The organism is Thermohahella caldifontis, from assembly GCF_041153465.1.
Lineage (GTDB): Bacteria > Pseudomonadota > Gammaproteobacteria > Pseudomonadales > Oleiphilaceae > Thermohahella > Thermohahella caldifontis.
The window spans coordinates 3,437,239-3,444,746 of the sequence record NZ_CP154858.1; the positions used below are offsets into that span (position 1 = coordinate 3,437,239).

The following is a 7,508-nucleotide window of genomic DNA, read 5'->3' on the forward strand; positions in this document are numbered from 1 at the left end:
AGATAACCTCTCATCGTCAGAATCGAGCGTAAGCGAAGCCGACCCGTACGCGGGACGCCTTCACGAGTCCCCGGAAAGACTTTCCGGAAATCAGGTACGCAAGCATAGAGAGGAAAAGGTGACAGCAGAATATTTGTCCGGCGCCGACATGATTGTCCGCTTCCTGCAGGACGAAGGTGTGGAGTACATCTACGGTTACCCGGGTGGTGCCGTGCTTCATATCTACGACGCGCTGTTTCGTCAGGACAAGGTCAAACATATCCTGGTGCGGCATGAACAGGCTGCCGTGCACATGGCTGATGGCTACGCACGTGCGACCGGCAAGGCCGGTGTCGCACTGGTGACCTCCGGCCCCGGTGCCACCAATACCATCACCGGCATCGCGACAGCCTACATGGATTCCATTCCGATGGTGGTCCTGACAGGGCAGGTACCCTCCACGCTGATCGGCCAGGATGCCTTCCAGGAAACGGACATGAACGGCGTGTCCCGACCGATCGTCAAGCACAACATGAGCATCCGCCATCCCAGCGAGATCCCCACGGTACTGCGCAAGGCCTTCTATATTGCCCAGTCAGGACGGCCGGGGCCCGTGGTGGTGGATATTCCCAAGGACATGACCGCCCCCAACGAGCGCTACGAGTATGTCTTTCCGCGCAAGATCCGCATGCGCTCCTATCAGCCGCCGCAGAAGGGGCATGCCGGCCAGATCAAGAAAGCGCTGGACATGATGCTCAATGCCAAACGGCCAGTGATCTATTCCGGTGGCGGCATCATCATGGGCGGCGCCTCGAAGCGTCTGACCGAGCTTGCACATCTGCTCGGTTTCCCCGTGACCAACACCCTGATGGGACTGGGCGGCTTCCCGGGTACCGACAAGCAGTTCATCGGCATGCTGGGCATGCATGGCAGTTACGAAGCCAACATGGCCATGCACCACTCGGATCTGATCATTGCACTTGGTGCCCGCTTTGATGACCGGGTCACCAACGCCCCGGAGAAATTCTGTCCGGGTGCCCGGATCATTCACGTCGACATCGACCCGGCATCCATCTCCAAGACCATCCAGGCGGACGTGCCCATTGTCGGCCCGGTGGATGCTGTGCTGAAGGAAATGCTGCATCAGCTGAAGGAGAGCGGCCGGGAGCCGGATCGTGAGGCGCTGAAGCTGTGGTGGAAGCAGATCGACGAGTGGCGCGCATTCCATGGTGGTCGTTATCGCACTGACGACACGGACATGATCAAGCCGCAGGCCGTGATCGAAGCCCTCTATCGCATCACCAAGGGCGACGCCTACGTCTGTTCTGACGTCGGGCAGCATCAGATGTTTGCCGCTCAATACTACAAGTTTGACAAGCCCAACCGCTGGATCAACTCGGGTGGACTGGGCACCATGGGCTTTGGCCTGCCCGCTGCCATGGGCATCAAGCTCAACTTCCCGGATGAGGAAGTCATCTGCGTCACGGGTGAGGGCAGTATCCAGATGAACATTCAGGAACTGTCCACCTGCAGTCAGTACAACCTGCCCGTCAAGATTATCTGCCTCAACAACCAGTCACTGGGCATGGTCAAGCAATGGCAGGACATGAACTACGAGTCCCGTCACTCCCAGTCCTACATGAAGTCGCTCCCGGACTTTCACAAGCTGCTGGAAGCCTATGGTCATGAGGCCATTACCATCACGAGCCCGGAAGAGCTTGAGGAGGGGTTGCGCAAGGCCTTTGCCATGAAGGACAAGCTGGTATTCGTCAATGTCATGGTTGACCCGTACGAGCACGTCTATCCCATGCAGGTCGCACGCGGCTCCATGAAAGACATGTGGCTGAGCAAGACGGAGAGGGTGTAACCATGAGACGCATACTGTCCATGCTGCTGGAAAACGAACCCGGTGCACTGTCGCGTGTTGTCGGCCTCTTTTCCCAGCGCAACTACAACATCGAAACCCTGACAGTCGCCCCCACGGATGACCCGACATTGTCGCGTCTGACCGTGACCACTGCCGGGGATGACAAGGTGATCGAGCAGATCACCAAGCAACTCAACAAGCTGATTGAAGTCGTCAAGGTTGTCGATCTGACCGAAGGCAGTCATATCGAGCGCGAGCTCCTGCTGCTGAAGGTCAAGGCATCCGGGGCCCAGCGCGCCGAGATCAAGCGCACGGTGGACATTTTCCGTGGTCAGATCGTCGATGTGACCAGCTCCGTCTATACCGTGCAGCTCGCGGGCAGCACGGAAAAACTGGACGCCTTCATTCAGGCGATCGGACGGCCCTGCATCATGGAGGTCGTACGAACCGGAGTCTCCGGAATTTCTCGTGGAGAGAAGACGCTGTCCATCTGACAAGCACATTTTTCAAGCAAACGCTCAGCCGGTAACGGCACAGGCACAATACCAGAGGTTATAGAATGCAAGTTTATTACGACAAAGACGCGGACCTGTCCATCATCCAGAAAAAGAAGGTCGTCATTGTAGGTTATGGTTCTCAGGGCCATGCCCACGCCAACAACCTGAAGGACAGCGGTGTCGAGAACATCGTTGTGGCCCTGCGCAAGGGCAGCCCCTCCTGGGTCAAGGCTGAAAATGCCGGGCTGAAGGTTCAGGAAGTGGCTGAAGCCGTGAAGGACGCGGACGTGGTCATGATCCTCACGCCGGACGAGCATCAGGCTGCTCTGTACCGCAATGAAATCGAACCGAATATCAAGCAGGGCGCTGCACTGGCTTTCGCGCACGGCTTCAACATCCACTTCCAGCAGATCGTGCCCCGCGCAGATCTGGACGTGATCATGATTGCGCCCAAGGGGCCGGGCCACACGGTTCGCGGTCAGTACGTACAGGGCAGTGGTGTGCCGTCGCTCATCGCGGTCTATCAGAATGCCAGCGGCATGGCCAAGGAAATTGCCCTGTCCTACGCCAGCGCTAACGGTGGCGGCCGTGCAGGCATTATCGAAACCACATTCCGTGAAGAAACGGAAACTGACCTGTTCGGTGAGCAGGCTGTTCTGTGTGGTGGTGCCACCGCACTGGTTCAGGCCGGTTTCGAAACGCTGGTTGAAGCTGGCTACGCGCCTGAAATGGCGTACTTCGAGTGTCTGCATGAACTCAAGCTCATTGTCGACCTGATGTACGAAGGCGGCATTGCCAACATGCGCTACTCCATCTCCAATACTGCCGAGTATGGTGACGTCACGCGCGGCCCGCGCCTGATCACCGAGCAGACCAAGGATGAAATGCGCAAGATCCTGAAGGAAATTCAGACAGGTGAGTTCGCGCGCGAATTCATCCTTGAAAATCAGGCTGGCCAGGCAACCCTCAAGGCCAAGCGTCGCATCGCTGCCGAACACCCCATTGAAATCGTGGGTGAGAAGCTGCGCAGCATGATGCCCTGGATTGCCAAGAACCGTCTGGTAGACAAGACCAAGAACTGATTGGCATGCGCCGACAAGTGAACCCGGAAAGGATTGCTTGCCGGCCGCGCTGAATTGGTGATAATGGAGCCTTCCAACGTGAGCTGGAGGGCTTCATGTCTTCTGAAGAATCCAAAAAGCAGATCGGCACGCCTGCTGATCCCGATCTTGAGCCTGCCATCGGTGATGCCGAAGTCGTCGAAGAGGAAGTCGTCGGCAATGCCCGCGTCGTGAGGCGGGGGGTCTATCTCCTGCCCAACCTGTTCACCACCGCATCCCTGTTCTCCGGGTTTTATGCCATCGTGGCCTCCATGAATGGTCACTTTGACAATGCCGCCATCGCCATTTTTGTCAGCATGATACTGGATGGCCTGGATGGCCGTGTTGCCCGCATGACCAACACACAAAGCGCTTTCGGCGCCGAGTATGACAGCCTGTCAGACATGGTGGTCTTTGGTGTGGCGCCTGCTCTGGTGGCATTCAACTGGGCGCTGGTGGGGCTGGGCAAGCTCGGCTGGGTTGCAGCCTTCATCTACGTGGCAGGAGCAGCCTTGCGTCTGGCACGCTTCAATACTCAAATTGGATCAGTGGACAAGAAGTATTTTGTCGGTCTCCCCAGTCCGTCGGCGGCAGCCATTGTCGCAGGCCTGGTCTGGTCTCTAAACGGCCTGGATACCGACGGGGCGCTGGCTGTGCTGACGGCATTGCTGGTGGCAGGTGTCGGCATCCTGATGGTGTCCAATATCCTCTACAACAGCTTCAAGGACATTGACCTCAAGGGCAGGGTGCCATTCTTCATCATCCTCGTGATTGTTCTGGTGATCTCCATCATTGCGCTGGATCCGGCCCGCACCCTCTTTGGTGGGTTTTTGATCTATACGCTGTCCGGTCCATTCCAGGCGATCAAGAGACTGCTCAGAAAACGCCGTGCCCAGGGTTGAACTCTGCCCGGCTCCGCGTGTCTGAATGACAACCTGATCACGCGGAGCCATTTTATGACCCGGATTCTCAAGGAGAGTCACGTTACACCGGAAGCGGTGTTCCTCAATCGTCGCCGTTTCATGGGGCAATCTCTGGCCTTTCTGGCTGCAGCGACCTTGCCGGCTACCGGATGGCCGGCCTCGTCAACCACGGCCTGGCAAGGCACTCCTCTCCTGAGGCAGAAGCTGAGTGACGTGGACCTGCGCTGGCAAGACCGGGAAGGTGTCACGCCTCCCGAGTACCATCGCGAATACGCCAACTTTTACGAGTTCGGCCCCAACAAGAGCGACCCTGCCGACAAGGCAGCACAATTCAACGTGGACCCGTGGCGCGTCAGGGTGGATGGATTGGTCGGCAAGCCGGGCGACTACTGGCTGGATGACCTGATTCGTGATGCGATGCTGGAAGAGCGCATATACCGGCTCCGGTGCGTGGAGGCCTGGTCCATGGTGGTGCCCTGGATCGGCATACCGCTTGCCACCGTCATTGAACGCCTGCAGCCCAGCAGTCGCGCGCGCTTCGTGGCGTTTGAATCCGTGGTTCGCCCCGGGGAAATGCCGGGCCAGAAATCGGCGCTGCTCCGGATAGACTGGCCCTATCGGGAAGGCCTGCGCATGGACGAAGCCATGCATCCGCTGACGCTGCTCGCCGTTGGCGCCTATGGCAAGCCGCTGGACAAGGCCAATGGTGCCCCCCTGAGACTGGTCGTGCCATGGAAGTACGGGTTCAAGAGCATCAAGTCCATTGCCAGAATCACCTTCGTTGAAGAACAGCCGGAAACCACCTGGAATACCCTGGCGCCGGAGGAATATGGTTTTTACGCCAATGTGAATCCGCAGGTTGATCATCCAAGATGGAGCCAGCGCACCGAGAGAACCATCCCCGGGACAGGTTTTCTGGGGTTGTCGCGGCGGGAAACGGAAATGTTCAACGGCTATGAAGAAGTGGCCGGTTTGTATGCCGGTATGGACCTTCGTCAGTGGTACTGAGCAGGTGAGTCAGCAAGTGAGTCGATTAACCCGGTGGTGGGTGGCATGGGTATCCGGTGCGCTGCCTCTTGCATGGATAGCCTGGGTGATGACCGGAGGAGCGGGGATCGTGCCTGACCCGGCAAAGCATGTCACGCTCGTTTTTGCAGATGCAGCGGTCATCATGCTGGGGCTCACCTTGGCCATCTCCACGCTTCAGCGCAGAAGTTTTCTGAATCTTGTCCGCTTCCGCCGCATGTTTGGATTGTGGACCTTTGCCTATGCGACGCTGCATACTCTGGCCGTGCTGACGCTGCTCTGGGAGTGGCGGGACGGGCTGGAAACACTGTTCAGGCGGCCCTATGCACTCTTGGGCGGTCTCGCCTGGGTCATTCTTGCAGCAATGGCCCTGACCTCGACAAAGGGTTGGCAAAAGCGCCTGAAAAAAAACTGGATTCGCCTGCATGCCATGGTCTATATCGCGGGATTGCTGGTGCTGGTTCACTGGTACTGGCTTACACGGGCCGATTATGGATTGCTCGTGCTGGCAACCGTCATTTATCTCGTGTTGATGGTCGAAAGAAGACAAAAGCTTGCACGATTGCTGGCCTGAGGTGGGGTGCAGGGTAGCCGGATGTCGGGAGGATGCGTGTCTGTACTTGTGTGTCACGGCACTCGAATCAGCCGCAGAAAAAATTTTGTGACGAAAGTCTTGCAAAGCGCCGGACGATCCCTATAATGCGCACTCACTTCGACGGGCGGTGCCCGGAGAGGTCGCCCCGAAGGAACGGGGAAGCGAAAAAGAGGTGTTAGCAACAAATAGAACTGTCCGGTTTTGTAGCACATAAACTGTCCGCTTTGGGTCCACTGATGATCAGACTTGGCAGCGGACGTTGGCCGGTGCCTGATCAATAGGTTCGAGGGGGTCGAAGGGCAGGCCTTCTGGGGTGTAACTGGCCAGTCTTCTGGGGCCGTGGAAGATCGCCAGGGAGCGATCAGGATAACGGTGTACCCGAACCTTGGCCTTGACGTAATGGCGCCGATAGCGGTCGGCAGGGATCTGCAGCTTGAGTCCCTCGAACGAGACGCAGTTGTCCTTGTTCACGGTGCGTTCGTACTGCTCACACAGGATGTCGTCCAGTCCAGGGCCGATGAAAGGCACGAAGGCGCTGCCCTCGACGGCGGGTTTGACGCAGAACTCCCGGTTGAAGGCCGGCAGGTAGTGCTCCCGAAGGTAGCGGTTGGCCGCCGCCATGGTGGTAATGCCCTGGGCTGCAAGTTCCTTGGGCAGGCGTCCCTGATGGGTGGCGAACTGGCGCTCACAGCGGCCCCGGGCCTCGGGGGAATAGGCGGGGATCATCTCGACCCCGAGCTGGGCCATGGCCCTGCCGAACTGGGTGAGGTTGGACTTGTCGACCTTGCCGCCGGCCTTGGGGGTGTGCCAGTAGTGACTGCCCCGGTCGGTATAGAGGCTCGAGGGAAGGCCGTGATCGGTGATGACCTCTCGCATGGCCTGGAAGCTCGAAGCCGTGCCTTCCTCCTCGACGAAGAACATGGAGTAGTGCTCAGAGGTGGCGTCATCGAAGGTGATGATCAGATCCCAGTGGTGGCCGGGAACCCATTCGTGGGTGGAGCCATCCTGGTGGAGCATCATGCCGACCATGGGCGCCCGCTCGCGGCGTCGACGATGCTTACCCCGAGCCGGTGCCTTCTTGACCAGGCCTGCCTTCTGCAAGGTGTTCCGTACCCAGGTATAGCTGCGTGTGCCGCCGTGACGGTCGCGGTAGAAGCTGTAGAAGTGTTTGATGTTCCAGCCGTCGTAGCGCTCCTTGTAGAGCGCCTCGAGGCGTAGAACCTCATCCACCGGGGCCTTGCGGTGGGAAACCTGACTCAGGCGCTTGTCGATCAGGCCGTCGAGGCCCTCCTCCTCGTAGCGGTCGATATAGCGCCGGAAGGTCCGCTCACAGACCCCCAGCAGCCGCGCCGCCTCTTCCTGGGTCAGCCGTTTCTCGGTCCATCCCGTATAGGCTTCTTCGAATCGCATTTTCCGGATCTCCTGTAGCAGTTCTGTCCGTCTCATGGCTCACCTCCTTGGTGATCATGAAACCGGACAAATCACGTGCTACAAGTCCGGACAGTTTATTTGCTCCCAACA

General features: G+C 58.5%; 7 protein-coding genes. 6 read left to right on the forward strand and 1 reads right to left on the reverse strand.

Annotation, left to right across the window (positions count from 1 at the left end; translation table 11 throughout):
• Positions 1–118: 118 nt before the first annotated feature.
• The 6 genes from AAIA72_RS16715 to AAIA72_RS16740 all read left to right on the forward strand — a co-directional run bounded on the left by AAIA72_RS16715 (position 119) and on the right by AAIA72_RS16740 (position 5,966).
• A complete protein-coding gene (locus AAIA72_RS16715) occupies positions 119–1,846 on the forward strand; it encodes an acetolactate synthase 3 large subunit (RefSeq protein ID WP_369601415.1) in 1,728 nt (575 codons plus the stop codon).
• Positions 1,847–1,848: 2 nt separating this feature from the next.
• On the forward strand, positions 1,849–2,340 hold the full coding sequence (gene ilvN, locus AAIA72_RS16720) for an acetolactate synthase small subunit (RefSeq protein ID WP_369601416.1): 492 nt from the start codon (positions 1,849–1,851) through the stop codon (positions 2,338–2,340).
• Positions 2,341–2,405: 65 nt separating this feature from the next.
• Positions 2,406–3,425, forward strand: a complete 1,020-nt coding sequence (gene ilvC, locus AAIA72_RS16725) for a ketol-acid reductoisomerase (protein ID WP_369601417.1) — start codon at positions 2,406–2,408, stop codon at positions 3,423–3,425.
• A 95-nt stretch (positions 3,426–3,520) separates the two neighbouring features.
• Positions 3,521–4,345, forward strand: coding sequence for a CDP-diacylglycerol--serine O-phosphatidyltransferase (gene pssA, locus AAIA72_RS16730; RefSeq protein WP_369601418.1), 825 nt, complete (start codon positions 3,521–3,523; stop codon positions 4,343–4,345).
• 54 nt (positions 4,346–4,399) lie between these two features.
• On the forward strand, positions 4,400–5,374 hold the full coding sequence (gene msrP / locus AAIA72_RS16735; RefSeq protein WP_369601419.1) for a protein-methionine-sulfoxide reductase catalytic subunit MsrP: 975 nt from the start codon (positions 4,400–4,402) through the stop codon (positions 5,372–5,374).
• Between the two features lie 16 nt (positions 5,375–5,390).
• A complete protein-coding gene (locus AAIA72_RS16740; protein WP_369601420.1) occupies positions 5,391–5,966 on the forward strand; it encodes a sulfite oxidase heme-binding subunit YedZ in 576 nt (191 codons plus the stop codon).
• A 261-nt stretch (positions 5,967–6,227) separates the two neighbouring features.
• Here the strand turns inward: AAIA72_RS16740 and AAIA72_RS16745 are convergent, their stop codons facing one another.
• Positions 6,228–7,397, reverse strand: a complete 1,170-nt coding sequence (locus tag AAIA72_RS16745) for an ISNCY family transposase (protein ID WP_369600308.1) — start codon at positions 7,395–7,397, stop codon at positions 6,228–6,230.
• Positions 7,398–7,508 lie beyond the last annotated feature (111 nt).